Below are 16,184 nucleotides of genomic sequence, written 5' to 3'. Positions count from 1 at the left end.
TAAGCGAATTCGACAATTTAATTTATTGCCACAAGATCAATTCCTTCTAATTCGGTAAAAGGCTCGCCGCAAGAGATTCTTCCCTTAGAACGATTCTTCATTAATTCACCAAATGGCACGCCACATAATGGTCGCTACCGACATGACGGAATTGCGGAATTTCTGCCTTACAGATCTCCGTCGCAAACGGACAGCGCGTATGGAACTTACAGCCTGACGGCGGATTCGCCGGGCTAGGAATGTCCCCTTTGAGTACGATACGATCCCGCTTCAGCTTCGGAATGGGAATCGGTACCGCGGACAGCAGCGCCTTCGTGTATGGATGCAGCGGATTACGGAACAACTCGTCGCGCGGAGCCGTCTCCATCATCGAGCCCAAATACATCACGCCAATTCGCGTGCATAAATGTTCGACGACGCTTAGATCATGCGAAATGAATAGATACGTAAGACCTTGCGACTCTTGAAGGCCGCGGAACAAGTTAATAATCTGAGCTTGGATGGATACATCAAGCGCCGACACCGGTTCGTCTGCAATAATCAAAGCAGGATCAAGGACAAGCGCTCGTGCGATACCGATACGCTGCCGTTGTCCGCCGGAGAACTCATGCGGGAACCGATCATAATGATAGGATGACAAGCCACAGGCTGCCAGCACTTCTTCCACACGGTCCCGGACTTCGCCTTTCTGCAATATACCGTGATCGAGTAATGCCTCTCCAATCGCATCCCCTACGCGGACACGCGGATTAAGCGAGCTATAAGGGTCTTGGAAGATCAATTGCATTTGCGGACGAAGCTTCCGCAGCTCCTTCGGAGGAAGCGTGTGAAGATCGATCCCCTTGAACAGAACTTCACCGGATGTCTTATCGGTTAGGCGCAGAATGGTGCGTCCCACCGTGCTCTTCCCGCTGCCCGACTCCCCGACGAGGCCGAACGTCTCGCCTGCTCGGATCGACAAGCTAATATCATCGACAGCCTTCACATGACCAATCGTACGATTCAATAACCCGCCAGTAATCGGAAAATACTTCTTCAAATTCTTTACTTCAACGATAGGTTCAGACACGAACGGCCGCCTCCTCGTATAACCAACATGCCACCTTCTGGCGGTCTGCAATGTCTTTTAATTGCGGCTGCTTCGACTGACATATCGACATGCACTCGCCGCAGCGATCATGGAAATAACAAGATTCCGTCAGAGACAAGGGGTTCGGAACTTGTCCTGGAATCGAATAGAGCTGGTCCTGCCGCTGATTGATGATCGGCTTCGACTTCAATAAGCCTTGCGTATATGGATGTCTCGGGTTGTTGAAGAGCTCGACCACTTCGCCTTCCTCGACAATTTTGCCGGAGTACATCACGATGACGTAGTCTGCCATCTCTGCTACGACACCCAGATCATGGGTGATGAGTAGGATCGACATATTCGAATGCGCCTTGATCTCGCGAAGCATATCCAGAATCTGCGCTTGGATCGTGACATCGAGCGCCGTCGTCGGTTCATCGGCAATCAGCAACTTCGGGTTGCAGGAGATCGCAATGGCGATCATAATCCGCTGCAGCATGCCGCCGCTCAATTCATGGGGATACGAATCAAAAATTTGCTCCGCTCTCGAGATTCCAACTTGTTCAATCAGCTCAATGGCACGTTTGCGCGCTTCTTTCTTGCTCAGCTTCATATGCTCCATCAGCGGCTCCGTGATCTGTTGGCCAATCGGAAGCACTGGGTTGAGCGAGGACATCGGTTCTTGGAAGATCATCGCGATCTCATGACCGCGAATCGTTCGAAGTTCATTTTTGCTCATCTTCAGCAAATCTTCCCCTTCGAATCCAATCCGACCGTTCACGACTTTCCCTGAGGGCCCCTCAATTAATCCCATGATCGACATCGCTGTCATGCTCTTGCCACAGCCTGATTCGCCGACGATGCAGACGGTTTCCCCTTCTCGCACACGCAGGCTTATATCGTCAATCGCCTTTACCGTACCATCCTCGGTATAGAAATACGTACTTAAATTGTCGATTTCTAATGTGTTCTTCATCCTCATTCACCTACTTCCTCTGTTTGGGATCCAGTACGTCCCGAAGCCCGTCACCGAATATATTAATGGCGATGACCGTCGAGAAAATCGCAAAGCCTGGCGGAATCCAGAGCCATGGATGTTTCTCGAAGTCAATGATGCTATTCGCCGCATCAATCATATTCCCCCATGTGGCGGTAGGCGGCATGACACCGAGACCGAAATAACTCAGCACCGACTCCGATAGAATCGCTCCACCGATATTGAGTGTTGCTACGACAATTAAGAGAGGGAATAAGTTCGGAAGCAGATGATTGAACAATTTGCGCCGATCCCTTAGACCAAGGACAACAGCCGCGTGCATGAACTCACGTTCACGAAGACTCAGCATCTGCCCGCGGACAAGTCTCGCAAGACCCGGCCAACCAACGAAACTCAGCATCATCATGACAATATACATCCGGTAATCCGTCGGAATCTTCCACTCGGATAACAAGGCCCCTAAGATGAACAAGATCGGGAGACTCGGGATGGAGAGCAATAGATCAGCGACTCGCATGATCACTTGATCCACGATGCCGCGATAGTAGCCCGCGATCGCACCGAGCAAGCTGCCGATAAAGACCGATAGCAGCATGGAAGCAAGACCAACGGTCAGCGAGATCCGACCGGCTTGGAGCAGGCGTGTCAGGACATCGCGTCCTAACAAATCCGTTCCCAGCCAATGCTTGAGATTTGGCGCATGATTCATCGCCGTCACATTCACTTTGCCGTCCGTATAAGGCGAGAAGAACGGCCCAATGAAGCAAGCGGCGAACATAAACACAATGAAAATAAGACCTGATACGGCTAATTTATTTTTTCGCAGTTTCCGCATGGACTGTATCCATAGCGAGGTTCTCGCTACGGGGAGCTTGCTGCTACGACCTTTGACGACTTCACCTTGAACCATCGACATATGCTCCCCCCTCACAATTTCACGCGCGGATCCGCGACGTTATATAGAATGTCAGATACGAGTGTACCGATGACCGTGAGAATGGCGATGAACATCGTAAATCCCATGAGCAGCGGATAATCTCTAGCGCCAAAAGATTGCATATACAGCTGACCGATGCCCGGCCAATTGAATATTTTCTCAATAATGAGCGAACCACCAAAAAGCCCAGGCAGTTCGAAGCCGACGAGCGTAATCGCAGGCAGGAGTGCATTGCGCAACGCATGACGGAATAATACTGTCTTCTCCGTCATCCCTTTGGCACGGGCCGTACGGATGTAATCCTGTTTGATAACGTCGATCATATTGCTGCGGAAATACCGAGTTAACGATCCTACACCAAGCAGCGTCATCACGATCACTGGCAGCGCCATGTGATTAATGACCTCCTTGATATAAGCTATCCCCGTCGCATTGCTGCCTGTTGTCATCATGCCGCCCGGAGGCAGCCACTTCAGATCCACAGCCAGCGTCTTGATCAGGAATAGTCCGATGAAGAACGACGGAATCGACATCGCCGCGAAGATCCCGATCATCACAAGCGTATCGAACCAAGAATACTGACGATATGCCGAGATAACCCCAATAATGACGGCGAGCAGCCAAGTCAAGAAGGTCGAAGTGATCGCGAGCAGGAATGAATTCCAGATATATTCATTGAACAGCGTCAGCACTGGCTTCTGCTGTGCAAGCGAATAGCCGAAATCACCATGCAGCGCATTCTTCATCCAGAGAAGGTAACGATCAATTAACGGCTTGTTCAGACCATAGATCTCCCGAAGCTCCGCCTTCCGATCCGCCGTCAGCTTCATGTTGCTGGATACGAAGTCCCCAGGCGTCAGGGCATATAAGAAGAAAATCAGCATCGAAGCGCCAAGTAATATCAATACCATATAGATCAGGCGTTTTGTTAGATACGTGCTCATATTTGGCTCCTTCATAGTCCATCCCCTGTCTACACGACAAGGGACGAAAAGGTGATATTATTTCAAAGTCCACTCCGGCAAACTCGCTGAGATGCCTTGCGATGGATTGACTTTGATATTTTCAATACGGCCGTTGTATGCCAGGATCAATTTGCTATAGCTTGTGAAAATATACGGTGCATCATCGTTGATCACTTGATACAGCTCTTTATAGATCGCTTTACGCTCTTCGATATCTGTTGTTGCAAGACCCTTTGCATAGAGCTCCTTCACTTTTGGATTGTCGTACCCTTTCACTTCGCCGTCAACAAAGGACATAACACCCTCCGAAGGATCGCCTAGAACCGATGTGGAGAAGGAGACCAGATCGAAGTCACCGCTCTCGAACTTGGCAATTTGTGCATTGAAGTCCGCGAATTGTTCTGCTTCCAGCTGTACGCCGATCGCCGCATAGTTTTCTTTGGCCACCGCGATGAAGATGTCCGTTCCTTTCTTCTTAGAGCCGATGAAGTGAACACTCAGCTTCTTGCCGTCTTTCTCACGGATACCATCCTTGCCTTCCTTCCAGCCTGCTTCATCCAGCAATTGCTTCGCTTTTTCCGGATCATAGTTGTACGGGTTAATCCCCTCTTCTGTATAAGACCATGAGCTTTGTTGCGTTGGGATATTCGCAATGGTCGCTGCCCCCTGATTCGAATCCACATAAATCGTCTGACGATCCAATCCATAAGTTAATGCTTGGCGAACGCGTTTATCCTTCAATGCTTCATGCTCCATATTGAACTGAAGGTAGCCATAGTTGCTCGCTGTATAAGGCTCTAGATTCAAGAAGCCTTGCTTCTGCAGACGGTCAATATTGTCTGTTGTGGCCGAGAAGCTGCCGTAGTCCTGCTCCCCTGTCTCGATGAATTGGAATGCGTCGCCTTCCGTTGTTTTGTAGATGAAATGTTCGGTCTTCGGCTTGCCAGCATAGTAGTTCTCGTTCGCTACGAAGCGTACTTCCTGGCCTGGAATAAATTTATCCAGCTTGTAAGGTCCGTTGCCGAGCGGTTTGGCATGCAGATTTTTGATGTAATCCAATTGGCCGAACTTGTAGTCTTTGCCGTAGTAAGCTTTGGACAAGACATCCGAACCGAGTACGGTAAGCGCCGTTGCATTCACCTTCTCCAAAGTTACCGAAATCGTAAGCGGGTCGATGACTTTGATTCCTTCGATGGAAGAAGCTTTGCCTTCCTTGTAGGCTTTACCGCCTTTGACATTCGTCGAGAGGATATCGTATTGGCCATCGTAGGCTTTGTCATGCAGAATCGTCCATGTAAAGGCGACATCATCTGCTGTAAGCGGGGATCCGTCGCTAAACTTCAAATCTTTGCGAAGGTGGTATGTATAGGTTAATTGATCTTCCGAGATATCCCATTTCTCTGCAAGACCAGGGATCGGAAGGCCTTTCTCATCGACTTTAACCAGTGAAGAGAAGAGCACCGAAGTCACGTTGCCATCATAGCCGCTCTGTAGGAAATAAGGTGTAAAGGCACCACTTGGATCTGTTAAACCGACGATGATCGTATCCGTACGTTTCTTTGCATTCTCCGGAAGTTTGGATAAATCCGAAGCTTTCACCAAGCTGGTAATGCCTCCAGCTGCCGGCGTTGTCTGCTCGGAGGTTGTCGTCGCAGCTTCCGTCTTGCCGCTATCTGCTGCAGGCGTCGAAGCTGGTGATGAACAAGCAGATAACAAGAGTGCCCCGCTAATGATAATCGTTAGTACAGAAAATAAACCTTTTCTCATAATACATCTCCCCGTTTCCAATAAATTGAATTACACATTAAATTCCGACCCGAAAGGTATGAATTAGTTTGATTGGTTTTATTATAAGAATCAAAATGTGTTCTGTAAATAGAGAACTTAAAAAAAGTTTTGTGTAAAGAGAATGTATTTCAAGTTCATAAAAAGTCATCTAGACAAAAAAAACGCCTCCGGCGTCCTTTCAAGGACGGGAAGCGTCTAGGCGAGAAATAGAAGAAAAATATTTTCAAAAAAAGATCCAACGTTCATTTCGCTGACTATATTATTGCGACATCGTAGTGATGTAGCGGTATAGAATCTCGTCAATTTGCCTTACTGCCTTGAGCCGAAGACTATAATGCGTCGTAACTTCTCCTTCGACATGGGCATGAATGAATCCCGCACTGCGCAGTTTCCCAATATGATCGTGAGTAATCCCTTTGGAAATTTTCAGATGACGAACAATTTCGGTAAAAGGCTGCGGACCATGGTGCAAATAACGCAAAATCTTCATTCGGCTCTTCTCGCCAATGGTCCGAAGAACTCGATAATGATGAGGAGAGAGCTCCCCAGGCTGGTCCATATACACTCTTGCTGCATAGTGGCAAAGTGTTACTTTACCAAAGTGCCAAATGACATTAAGTGGTTGAAAATGGTATTGCGGAACAAGGATCAATTCTTCAAGCCCCGGTATTGGGGTGAATAGCATCCCGTTCGTCGTATCATCGACGAAATCCTCTGGCGACAGCTGGGTCAACATCTCCGTTCTCCGAGCTACTTCCGCATGAAGCAACCGAAGGATCTCCGGGTCCAGTTGGCGGAAATACTCTTCATTCCAAGCCGTCAACAATTGAACAGCATGCGTGCGGAACGCCTCCATCTGAGCTGGAAATTCATTGCCATATTGCGACAACAGTTCGTATAACTCACCCACGGAATGACCTTCAATCCACGTCACGAGCTCTTCGGGAGACGTCGAGTCCGGACAGACAAGGGCCAGCAAATAGATAAATCTCCAATCGCCATTCACCTCGGTATTATCGAGCATACTTCGAAGTTCCGGCGATAACCGCTCTTGCGTTGTCTCCACCCATTCCATCGAGAGATCGATTTTTTTATAGGATTTACGGCATAAATAAGTATGCAGACTGCTAATAAATTCATGCAAAGGCGTAAAACTTACACGCAAGCGATAATCCAATGCCACACCCCTCCGCTCCTTTCCTATCCCTTACGGTTATCGATATTTTTATCTTCTAAATGTATAGAAAACTGTATCTATAATCAAGCGGTTCTGTAGCGTACCCCTAAAATAACCCCACAAAGTAGGACCCCGAAAACTAACATAGACTCGTTCCCGGTCATCAGCCACTTGCATTTATTTCACAGATTTTGTATAGTGTTTGACAATATATCTTCAATTTCGTTGATCGGGAGAGTAATTCATGTGAAGCGTCCAAGCGAACCGGGATAGTGTGAGCCGGTACGACAGCATGAATGAAGCGGACCCGGGAGAAAATCTGCTGAACCAGCGCGCTGCAGTCGCTGTGGTAGGGAGATTCGGCGCCGTCCGTTATCGGCTAGAGGGGTTAGACACATTATGTCTAGCAACAAGAGTGGTACCGCGAAGCAACAGCCTTCGTCTCTTCATAGAGACAGGGCTGTTTTTTTCATTTTTAGGGAGGAATTCGTATGAGATTACAATCGTTTATCATCACGCAGATTGAGAAAGCCATTACACGTCTTTATGAGCTATCATTTGCTTCGGAGCAACAGTCGCAAGTCGCCGTGCGGATTGAGCAGCCATCCCATATGGAGCACGGGGATTATTCCACGAATATTGCGATGCTGCTGGCCAAGGTTATGCGCAAATCACCAATGATCTTGGCTTCTGAGATTGCGGCACAGCTCACGCAAGACGGGATGATGGAACAACTCGTCGTTAAGATCGAGGTCGCACCGCCTGGATTCATGAATCTCTTCATCGATTGGGGCGTATGGGCCCGTCAGGATTGGCAGCTTGAGGCGCGTGGAGAACAGAAGAAGGCGATTGTCGAGCATACGTCCATTAATCCGAACAAATCTGCCCATATCGGCCATCTTCGCAATGCCTGCATTGGCGACAGCATCGTCCGTCTGTTAAGACGCACAGGTATGGGGGTCGAAGTGCACAATTACATTGATGATCTTGGCAATCAACTCGCCGACACCGTTGTCGGAATGCTTCATACGCCGCTTCAACAAGCGCATGCGAGGTTCGGGGATTTCTGCTGGGATGTCTATTCCTCACTGCATCGGGAATACAAGGTTCGCCCTGCCTTAGAACAAGAGCGTTCCACGATCCTTCACGCGCTGGAAGAAGGCAATAATAACATCGCTTGGATGGGGATGCTGGTCGCAGAGCGCATCGTTCGCGAGCAATTGGAGGAGATGGAGCAGTTCGGGATAGGTTATCATCTGCTCGTGTGGGAGAGCAATATTGTGCGGGAAGGGTTCTGGGATGCGGCCTTTGCACTGCTGCAGCAGACACCGCAATTCAAGCAGGAGACAACAGGCAAGCTGGCTGGCTGTTGGGTGTTGAAGCAAGGGGAGACAGGGGCTGTTGAAGAGCACGGGGATGAATCAGAGGTAGACAGCGAGCATCAGCAGGATAAAGTATTGGTGCGTTCCAATGGCATTCTGACGTATACGGCCAAAGATATCGCCTATCATCTCTGGAAGTTCGGCTTGCTGGGCAAAGATTTCGGTTACAAGCGATTCGCAGACGGGTTGTTCACCACGACTGCAGCCGGAGGGTCTGGAACCCATGCCGAAGCTGGTGCCTTTGGTCAGGCCGACACCGTCATTAACGTCATCGATGCACGCCAAGCGTATCCGCAGATGATGGTGAAGCAGGCGCTAGAAGTGCTCGGCTTCACAGCTCAAGCGAATCAACTACGCCATATCAGCTATGGCGTAGTCTCGCTCAGTCCGCGATCGGCGGCAGAGCTCGGCATCGATACGTCAGATGGCAAAGCTGCTTACGCAATGTCCGGCCGCCAAGGGATTGGAATTAAAATTTCACAGCTGCTCGATCTGATGGAACAAGTCATCGCGGATAACCGCTCTAACTCGGATGGACTATCCAGTCGGCTGATCGCAGCCGCTTCAATACGATACTATCTGCTGCGGTTCAACCTGCAGACCGAAGTCGTCTTCGATTTGCAGCAAGCGACCGAAATCTCAGGCAATACCGGCGTCTACCTGCTGTACGCCTATGCCAGAGCCAGCACCCTATTGAACCGCGCCGCAGAAGAGCATGGGATTATGCCGCAGAACCCTGCCGTGTTCCCTCTGTTACATCGCGCAGAATATGCACTCTTAAGGCAGATCGCGCTGTGGCCCGATACGCTGCACAAAGCAGCCGAGGAGTTGTCCCCGAGCCTTATCTGTACGTATGCCCATGAGCTCGCGACGTTATTTAATAACTTCTACGGCGCATGTCCAATTCTGAAAGGCGATGAAGCTTCGAAGGCATTCCGTATCTGGTTGACGTCCAAGTTCCACGAGACGCTTGGCGATGCGCTGCAAACGCTCGGGCTGCCAACGCCTGAGCGCATGTAATCAGGCTATCTGCGGTGTCGATCTTAGATCCATTCGCCGTCTTCCGGGATAAGTACGTTATAGGTCTTCTCTGATTCGGCGAGTTCTTCCCGAAGCTTCGCGCGTGTGACATGACAGTGATTGATCGCATCCATATGGACGGCAACAACTTGCGTATAAGGTGCGTGCTCGCACACAGCGATGACATCCGCTTCGTTCATTGTGATCGGATCGCCAGTAACGAACTGCGCGCCTCCGGCGTTCACTACCGTTACGTCAGGGTGATACGCATCCAGAGCTTGAACGACGTCATCGCACCAGATCGTGTCGCCAGCGATATATAACGTTGGTTCGTTCGCTGCTTGCAGGACAAAACCGGATACTTGGCCCATCCACTGACCAATCTCTCCCGTGCCATGTTGACCATCGGTACGATGTATGGTGATCTCCTTCCAGGTTAGCGTTGTATCGATCGGTTCGACGTCCGTGAATCCATGTGATTGAATTTGACCCTCGTTACCAGGTTGGCACAGGACCGGCGTTGACTTCGATAGGTGTGTAACCGCCGCCTCATCGAAATGATCCAGGTGAAGATGGGTGACGAGCATCAGATCGGGATGCTGCCATGCTGCAACTTCTGCTGGCAGCGGCACGAGTGGATTGCGTCGATCATTATTGGAGTTTATAATCGGCGGATTTGCACCCGCATCGCTAAACATTGGATCCACGAGGATCTTAACACCTGCATATTCAAGCCATAATGTTGCATTTCTTATCAATTGTATTTTCATCCTGACATCCTCCTTTACTTCCTGATACAATGATACACAGGATCATGAACCACATAAATAATCGGATGAAAGGAAACGGCGATTCTTACTTTCAACATGTAAGAATTTTATACGTTGCATAGAGGTGTTCAGCAAATGAATGATGGAACCATTGATTCCGTAGATTTGGATATACTCCAATTATTGATCGAAGATGCGAACCGATCTCACAAAGAAATTGGTCAAATCGTCCACCTAACGGGGCAAGCGGTCGGTGCTCGCGTGCGCAAGCTGCAAGACATCGGCATTATCGAAGGGTATACGGTAAGGTGGAATCGAGATAAGCTCGGGCAATCCGTCCAAGCGCTCATCACGATTTTCCTGACTTCCAATCATGCACATCAGCAATTCCGCTCCTTCGTCGCCAGCAGCGATGAAGTGATTGAAGTCTATAGCGTCAGCGGCGAAGGCTGCTATTGGATGCGTGTTCGTGTTGCATCGCCCTCTGACTTGAGCGCATTTCTCGAACAACTGCTGCGATTCGCGAATTATAAAGTCAGCCTCACGATTGATCAGCTCAAATAAGAAGGACCGTCCGGATCCACTCGACCGGACGGTCCTTTTTGGGTGTGAAGACCCATACGTGTACGATAGAGTTGAACGAAGCGGCCCAGCTTGCGATTGATGCAAGCCGGGTTTTTTGGCGTTAGACCGCAGCCTCGATTCTTCACACTATCTTCACGCCCAGTTTGGTAGGATATGGGTAGATTGACACGAAGGGGGAATTTAATGAGAGAGTGAATCGAAGCCACGCATGGATCACGCACCGTTAAGTAAGCGCTACCTATTTTATCATTGGGAGGTAATGAGTTTGAAAAGGAATAAAAAGAGCACGACTAGGTTGCTTGTATTCCTCATGTTAGTATCTTTGCTTGGCGGTTGCACCAGCGATAACGAAAATGCGAAGAAAACGGAACCGGAAATAGAGAAGAGCGATTCGGCAGGCACGGTCAAACAAACCGATAACGAAGTAGTTGAGATCACAATTTTATACCCGCACCCGGAAGAAAACTTCAAATCCCGATTCGGAACAATTAGTGAGAAGCTGAAAAATATTAAGCTGGTGCAGCTGCAAAAAGGAAACAATCTGGAGTCGCTTCAGGAACTGAACGCCCAGAAGATCGTACCTGACTTGATTTGGGGCGACGGCGACGCAATTGAAGCGACCACGGAGCTCGATATGATCGAGCCATTGGACGAGTTGGTCAAAGCCAACAATTTCGATTTATCAACAATCGAGCCTTCGATCATCGCTACTTACCGCGCCATGAACCCGAATGGCAGTCTGATCGGAATGCCTACTTTCAGCGACAACTTCACACTGTATTACAATAAGGACGTATTCGATAAATTCGGTATTCCATACCCGAAGGAAAATTTGACTTGGGACGATATTGTCGACCTGTCCAAGAAGCTGACAGGCGAACGTGACGGCATGCAGTACCACGGTTTTGAGTTTGGTGCTTATGGCGAAGCACTGGTACCGCTCAAGCAATTTTCCGTTAACTTAACAGATCCGGATACCGGAGAAGTCCTCATCGACAAATCGCCGGAAGTTACTAAATATTTGGAACTGATGAAGCGCATATACAGCATCCCCGGTTTGTACAACAAAGAAAGCTACCAGTTTCCGAAAGGAAATGTCGGCATGATCGTCACGTGGCCGCAATACTTGATGTGGGGGATCGGCGACGCGGACATTGTTAAAAATGTCGATGCTGTGCCGCTGCCATCTTGGCCGGAGCTTCCGAACGTTTCACCGACTTCGTATTCACATCCGATCATTCTGAACAAATATAGCAAAAACAAGGACGCGGCGTTTAAGGTCATGGCCGAGTTCGTATCTGTTGAAAACCAGTCCAGAATCACAAGAAAAGGCGTCGACCCTTCGGTCCTCAATGCCCAAGAAGTCAGGGACCAATATGCCGTTGATCAAGAACTGTTTAAAGGCAAAAATATTAAAGCATTTTTTGCTTCAAAACCGGCTCTTCCGCCTTCAAAAATAAGCCGATATGACAAATACGTCAATATTAACGAGAGTTTGGCCAAATTCGCTGAGTCCGACATGAACATTCCGGAATTTTTACGAAAACTGAAAGAAGAGTCGGGGGCCAAAATCAAAGACGCGATATCCAAACAAAAGTAAAGCGAATACTTATCAGATTGAATAAGAAAAAACGGCTGCCTTCAGGTATATAACCGGAAGCAGCCGTTTCTCATGATCATGATTGTGTGTAAAAAAAAGGATTGCCGCTAATATGGCGGCGCCATTCTTCATTCGTTATCGATCGATCATCTTGTTTATGTTCCGGGTCTTCTATCATTTCTTCAGCAAACTCTACATGCGCAGAACCATCGTAATAAACTGGAAACTTCTGATCTCGTGCCGACATCGTTCCACTCCTCAAACTATTGTTCTTAAACAGAAGATATGCATCGTTATTTGCCGCAATTCGTCCCATTCCATTTAGAAACGTTTTGCAGCCTCCTTGGCTTTAGCGATCGCTTTTTCTTTAATGGATTGCGCTTGATCCGGCATAGCCCCCATCCCTTCGACAAAGATCCCTTCGAACGACGGAACGCCGTGAAATTGCATGATCTTTTGCAGGTAGCTATGTCCATATTCCATGGCTGCTGCCGGCCCTTCTGAGTAAATCCCTCCGCTCGCCTGGATATGAAAAGCCTTCTTGTTCGGCAGCAATCCGACGGGGCCATTCTCGGTATATTTGAACGTTTTGCCTGCGACGCAGATCGCATCGATATACGCTTTAAGAATCGGTGGGAACGAGAAGTTCCACATCGGCGTAACATACACGTACTTATCCGCTGCCACGTATTGATCGACGATCTCGTTCAGACGGGCTACCTTGGAACGCTCATTCTCTGACAGCTGATCAAAGGAAGATCCTCCCTGGAGCTTCCCCCAACCGCTAAAAATATCTGCATCAATATGCGGGATATTTAATTTGTACAAATCCAAATGAATGACCTCATCATTCGGATTCGCTTCACGATAAGCTTCAATAAATTCTTTGCCCACAGCCATGCTGTACGATACTTGATGATCGTTCGGATGTGCAGTGATGTAGAGGACGGTTGCCATGTTCCCGAATAACTTCCCTTCTGTCTATAATTTAACGAAAATGGATTCACCAGCAAATATACGATGTCCGCAATGATCAATTTCTATTCCTCGTGCAACCTATGCTTTCTAAATATTTGCATAATAAGCCGCCCTCTGATCCTTAATTCAGGATCAGAGGGCGGCTTATTAGAATCATGCCAAATTTATTCGTAGTTCACACCAACACGTACCGGCTTGACGCCGATTGTGACGATCTCGCATGGACCCAGCGGCAGCGTTACACCTTCCGTCGCCTCGCTTGCGAACGGCTCTGCAGGCTGCTCCAAGATCGTCGTCTTGTACAGCTGCTCGGTCTGAATCGTTGCGTTCAGCGCCATGTCAACAGGTTGTGCGCTCATGTTGTACCAACGCAGCATCAAGTCGCCCGTCGCTGGGTTCATCTTCAAGGAAGAGAAGGCCGCAGCCTTCGATTCCCAGCGGAACGGCGTACATACCGCACTCACTCGGCCCGCATGAACGCCCGTCTGACATGCCGTCCAAGGCACTTGGAACTGGTAGGCTTCTGCATATGCACCGGATTCAATGCCGTCGCCGTCATGCGGGATGACTTCCATCCGAACCGTATGCTCACCGATGCATTGCGCTTCCGGTGTCGGGAAGTAACCCCAGTCGCCGAGTTCGCCGACACTGCGCAGCAAGGTCACCGCAATCGTATTGCGTCCATCACGGAGCACTTCGTATTCATTCAAGCCGAAATTCGCTACCGTGAGTCCCGCTCCCGCTTCGCTCACATCAACAAAGGCTTGCTGATGCTGACTATTGCTCGGATTCGTCCACTCCGGTGCAGGCTCGATCGAACGCTTCACGATTTCGAACATCGAATCCACGTCATGCGTGCTCGCTGTGACATCCGTCGGGAACAATGCACGCAGACGATGATCTTGCGCCTGATTGTTATACGATGTCTCGATCTGTACGCCACGACCATTACGATCAAGCGTCAATACCGTACGAATCGTGAACGGTACCATCTTGTTCGAACGCTGTGCCTTGCGCACCGACCAGCCGACCAACTCGCGTTGTTCTGTACCGAGCAATTCCTCAGCCGATGCCGGGATTTCCCAGGCATGAACAATCTCGAACGAAGCGCGATACGCCGAATCCTCAAGCACGCGAACTTGTGCAGGAAGTCCCTTCGTCGTTAGAGCTTGCTCCCCTTCCGGCTGCTTGTACATATACTCATTCCCGATATCGCCTGTACTCTCATAAATCCCAAGATCCGTGTACACACGTCCCGTACGCTTGTCCGTCAGCGTATAGGAGCCATCTTCAGCAATCTCCACTTGCAGCAGATGATTCGCCATGCTGCGATCGCCCGTCACCAGGGAGCTCAACTGCGATGCGTCTTCACTGCGTAATACCCAAGCATATGTGTGCAATCCAAGCGCAGGAATTCCCTCTGCTTGGAACGTAAGACGAACCTTGCGCGTTAGGAATGGCTGACGGAATTTATCGTTCGGCAAATCATATCCGAACACCACACCCAAATCCTCCACCGTACAAGGAATCGCGTTCCCTTCCGTATCTACGAGCACCCGTCCCGCGAGGCTTACTGCCTTCATGCGCTCCGTCATTTCTCTCGCTCGAATCCCTTCACGCTCATAGATTTTCGCGACTTCCAGCTCAACCGACACAACCCCTGTACGGCTCCAGCCTGTCGTATTGAAGACAACCAGCGGTAATGGCTCTTCACCATAGGCTTCAAACCCTGTCGTGTCCACCGCATCCACAATCGTACGCACGCTTGTATCAACGATCGATTCCGCGACATGACGGCTCTTATCGAAGCGTGTCACCATCTCGCGGTGCACTTCATCCACGCTGCAGCCGCAAATGCTATCGTGCGGATGGTTCTGCATCAGCGTCTTCCATGCATACGTGAGCAGATCATGCGGGTATGGACGGCCGAGCAGGTCTGCGAATGTCGCGAGCGGCTCTGCTACCTTTTCCAATAGCATCTGTCCTGTCTGGTTCATCTGCTTCAAATAGACGCGCGCCGACGCCGTATTCACGAGCGTGCCCAATCCATCCGTGCGCTGGCTGCGAAGTTCGCCGCGAACCGAAGATAACTCCCGTTCCATCGCACCTTCGACGGCCGCCAGATAATCGATGAAGTTTGAATGAATGAATTCCGTATCCGGATAGAGCTCCTTCGCGACGCGAATCGCTTCCGGTACGTCGAGCTGAATCGGCTGATGATCGCAACCGTTCATGAAGAGCAGCTCCCGCGTTGATGCGTATTTCTCTGCATCCGCAAGCTTGCGATCCCAGAATTTTCTCGCTTCTTCTTTATCTGTCGGTACCTCATTCCCGTTCGAATACCAATTCGCGAACAGAATGCCGAGCACCTTCGAGCCGTCTGGGCCTTCCCACATGAGCTCGGAGAACGAGGACTCATAGCCCCCGTCTGATACCGTGTTATTGAAACCGGTCGGCTTCACGCCGCGTCCGAAGAATGCGTTCGTTATGCCTGATTGCTGCATCAATTGCGGCGTCTGTCCCACAAGGCCGAACGTATCTGGGAAATAGCCGATTTTCGCCGGCTCGCCGAATCGCTTCGAATCCTCATGGCCGACCTGCATATTGCGCACGTTTGCTTCGCCGCTCGTCAGGAACGCATCCTGAAGAATGTACCAAGGGCCGATCATAATTCGGCCTTCTTGGATAAATTTCGTCAGACGCTCACGCTGACCGGGACGAACCTGCAAATAATCTTCGAGAATAATCGTCTGTCCGTCAAAGCAGAAGCTTTTGAAATCCGGATCCTGATCCAGCTTGTCCAGCAAAGCATCAACCAATTCCACAAGGCGTACATGATGCTTCTCATAAGGGAGGTACCATTCCCGATCCCAGTGGGTATGCGAAATAATATGTGCTGTTCTACGTTGTTCCATC

General features: G+C 49.6%; 14 protein-coding genes and 1 other annotated feature. Of the genes, 3 read left to right on the top strand and 11 right to left on the bottom strand.

Features of this window, described 5'->3' with window-relative positions:
• Positions 1 to 100: 100 nt before the first annotated feature.
• From C558_RS0117015 to C558_RS31255, 6 genes are all read right to left on the bottom strand, one after another.
• On the bottom strand, positions 101 to 1,069 hold the full coding sequence (locus C558_RS0117015) for an ABC transporter ATP-binding protein (protein WP_018757495.1): 969 nt from the start codon (positions 1,067 to 1,069) through the stop codon (positions 101 to 103).
• Positions 1,062 to 2,045 carry an ABC transporter ATP-binding protein gene (locus C558_RS0117010; RefSeq protein WP_026263965.1) on the bottom strand — a complete coding sequence of 328 codons (984 nt, stop codon included), beginning with the start codon at positions 2,043 to 2,045 and terminating at the stop codon, positions 1,062 to 1,064. The genes C558_RS0117015 and C558_RS0117010 overlap by 8 nt, the downstream gene beginning before the upstream one ends.
• Before the next feature lie 10 nt (positions 2,046 to 2,055).
• Positions 2,056 to 2,976: an oligopeptide ABC transporter permease gene (opp4C, locus tag C558_RS0117005; protein ID WP_425413948.1), complete on the bottom strand. Its 921-nt coding sequence runs from the start codon at positions 2,974 to 2,976 to the stop codon at positions 2,056 to 2,058.
• A 17-nt stretch (positions 2,977 to 2,993) separates the two neighbouring features.
• Entirely contained in the window at positions 2,994 to 3,947 is a 954-nt protein-coding gene (locus C558_RS0117000) for an ABC transporter permease (protein ID WP_026263964.1), read from the bottom strand.
• Between the two features lie 57 nt (positions 3,948 to 4,004).
• The gene (locus C558_RS0116995; RefSeq protein ID WP_018757491.1) at positions 4,005 to 5,735 is read right to left on the bottom strand and encodes an ABC transporter substrate-binding protein; all 1,731 of its coding nucleotides are present in this window, start codon (positions 5,733 to 5,735) and stop codon (positions 4,005 to 4,007) included.
• A 280-nt stretch (positions 5,736 to 6,015) separates the two neighbouring features.
• Positions 6,016 to 6,939 carry an ArsR/SmtB family transcription factor gene (locus tag C558_RS31255; protein ID WP_018757490.1) on the bottom strand — a complete coding sequence of 308 codons (924 nt, stop codon included), beginning with the start codon at positions 6,937 to 6,939 and terminating at the stop codon, positions 6,016 to 6,018.
• A gap of 210 nt (positions 6,940 to 7,149) precedes the next feature.
• Positions 7,150 to 7,382, top strand: a binding site (T-box leader).
• 42 nt (positions 7,383 to 7,424) lie between these two features.
• Between C558_RS31255 and C558_RS0116985 the strand changes: the two genes are divergently transcribed.
• On the top strand, positions 7,425 to 9,335 hold the full coding sequence (locus C558_RS0116985; RefSeq protein WP_018757489.1) for an arginine--tRNA ligase: 1,911 nt from the start codon (positions 7,425 to 7,427) through the stop codon (positions 9,333 to 9,335).
• Between the two features lie 23 nt (positions 9,336 to 9,358).
• Here C558_RS0116985 and C558_RS0116980 read toward each other — a convergent pair whose 3' ends face one another.
• Entirely contained in the window at positions 9,359 to 10,105 is a 747-nt protein-coding gene (locus C558_RS0116980) for an MBL fold metallo-hydrolase (protein ID WP_018757488.1), read from the bottom strand.
• 135 nt (positions 10,106 to 10,240) lie between these two features.
• On the opposite strand from C558_RS0116980, the gene C558_RS0116975 reads away from it, so the two are divergent.
• Entirely contained in the window at positions 10,241 to 10,669 is a 429-nt protein-coding gene (locus C558_RS0116975; RefSeq protein WP_018757487.1) for an Lrp/AsnC family transcriptional regulator, read from the top strand.
• Here the strand turns inward: C558_RS0116975 and C558_RS33850 are convergent.
• A complete protein-coding gene (locus C558_RS33850; protein ID WP_156826164.1) occupies positions 10,657 to 10,896 on the bottom strand; it encodes a hypothetical protein in 240 nt (79 codons plus the stop codon). The genes C558_RS0116975 and C558_RS33850 overlap by 13 nt on opposite strands.
• A gap of 59 nt (positions 10,897 to 10,955) precedes the next feature.
• On the opposite strand from C558_RS33850, the gene C558_RS0116970 reads away from it, so the two are divergent.
• Positions 10,956 to 12,290 carry an ABC transporter substrate-binding protein gene (locus C558_RS0116970; protein WP_018757486.1) on the top strand — a complete coding sequence of 445 codons (1,335 nt, stop codon included), beginning with the start codon at positions 10,956 to 10,958 and terminating at the stop codon, positions 12,288 to 12,290.
• A gap of 76 nt (positions 12,291 to 12,366) precedes the next feature.
• Here the strand turns inward: C558_RS0116970 and C558_RS0116965 are convergent, their stop codons facing one another.
• The 3 genes from C558_RS0116965 to C558_RS0116955 all read right to left on the bottom strand — a co-directional run bounded on the left by C558_RS0116965 (position 12,367) and on the right by C558_RS0116955 (position 16,183).
• Positions 12,367 to 12,537: a hypothetical protein gene (locus C558_RS0116965; RefSeq protein ID WP_156826162.1), complete on the bottom strand. Its 171-nt coding sequence runs from the start codon at positions 12,535 to 12,537 to the stop codon at positions 12,367 to 12,369.
• A 74-nt stretch (positions 12,538 to 12,611) separates the two neighbouring features.
• Complete coding sequence (locus tag C558_RS0116960; protein ID WP_018757484.1) at positions 12,612 to 13,247, bottom strand: FMN-dependent NADH-azoreductase; 636 nt, start codon at positions 13,245 to 13,247, stop codon at positions 12,612 to 12,614.
• 185 nt (positions 13,248 to 13,432) lie between these two features.
• A complete protein-coding gene (locus tag C558_RS0116955; protein WP_018757483.1) occupies positions 13,433 to 16,183 on the bottom strand; it encodes an alpha-mannosidase in 2,751 nt (916 codons plus the stop codon).
• Between the last annotated feature and the right edge of the window lies 1 nt (position 16,184).

Source organism: Paenibacillus terrigena DSM 21567 (genome assembly GCF_000374845.1).
GTDB lineage: Bacteria > Bacillota > Bacilli > Paenibacillales > Paenibacillaceae > Paenibacillus_K > Paenibacillus_K terrigena.
The sequence above is the reverse complement of the archived record's forward strand: the minus strand, read 5'-3'. Positions and strand labels throughout refer to the sequence as shown.